At 67.5% G+C, this 1,316-nt stretch carries 1 protein-coding gene; it reads left to right on the top strand.

From position 1 onward, the window contains the following. Positions 1-1,316: acetate--CoA ligase (locus tag IU449_RS28690; RefSeq protein ID WP_195005309.1), on the top strand; the 1,316-nt coding region annotated here is incomplete at both ends.

Here is a 1,316-nt window from a genome sequence, read left to right as displayed (position 1 = left end):
TCCTACCCGCCGTCGGCGGAGTTCGTCGCGCAGGCCAACGCCGACAGCTCCCTCTACGACCGAGCCCGCACCGACCCACTGGAATTCTGGGCCGAACAAGCCCGCCGCCTGCACTGGCACACCCCCTTCACCGAAATCCTCGACTGGACCGACGCCCCCGTCGCCCGCTGGTTCGCCGACGGCGAACTCAACATCGCCTACAACTGCCTCGACCGCCACGTCGACGCCGGACACGGCGACCAACCCGCCATCCACTGGGAAGGCGAACCCGGCGACAAACGCACCCTCACCTACCACGACCTGCTCACCGAAACCAGCCGCGCCGCCAACTACCTCACCGACCTCGGCCTGGTCCCCGGCGACCGCGTCGCCATCTACATGCCGATGATCCCCGAAGCCATCATCGCCATGCTCGCCTGCGCCCGCCTCGGCCTCACCCACTCCGTCGTCTTCGCCGGCTTCTCCCCCCACGCGCTGCGCCAACGCACCGACGACGCCGCCGCCCGCCTCATCATCACCACCGACGGCCAATACCGCCGCGGCACCCCCACCCCCCTCAAAACCGCCGTCGACGAAGCCCTCACCGAACCCGGCCACACCGTCGAACACGTCCTCATCGTCGCCCGCACCGGCATCGACACCCCCATCACCGAAGGCCGCGACCTGTGGTGGCACGACACCGTCGCCCACGCCTCCGGCCACCACACCGCCCAACCCTTCGGAGCCGAACACCCCCTGTTCATCCTCTACACCTCCGGCACCACCGGAAAACCCAAAGGCATCCTCCACACCAGCGGCGGCTACCTCACCCAAACCGCCTACACCCACCACTACGTCTTCGACCACAAACCCGGCCACGACATCTACTGGTGCACCGCCGACATCGGCTGGATCACCGGCCACTCCTACATCGTCTACGGCCCCCTCGCCAACCGCACCACCCAAATCGTCTACGAAGGCACCCCCAACACCCCCACCGAACACCGCCACTTCCACATCATCGAAAACTACGGCGTCACCATCTACTACACCGCCCCCACCCTCATCCGCACCTTCATGAAATGGGGCCACCACATCCCCGACACCCACAACCTCACCTCCCTGCGCCTACTCGGCTCCGTCGGCGAACCCATCAACCCCGAAGCCTGGCGCTGGTACCGCCACACCCTCGGCCACGACCACACCCCCATCGTCGACACCTGGTGGCAAACCGAAACCGGCGCCATCATGATCTCCCCCCTCCCCGGGGTCACCACCACCAAACCCGGCGCCGCCATGACCCCCCTCCCCGGCATCAGCGCCCGCGTCGTCGACGA

The organism is Nocardia higoensis (assembly GCF_015477835.1).
Classification (GTDB): Bacteria; Actinomycetota; Actinomycetes; order Mycobacteriales; family Mycobacteriaceae; genus Nocardia; species Nocardia higoensis_A.
This window is presented reverse-complemented; position numbering and strand designations above follow the sequence as displayed.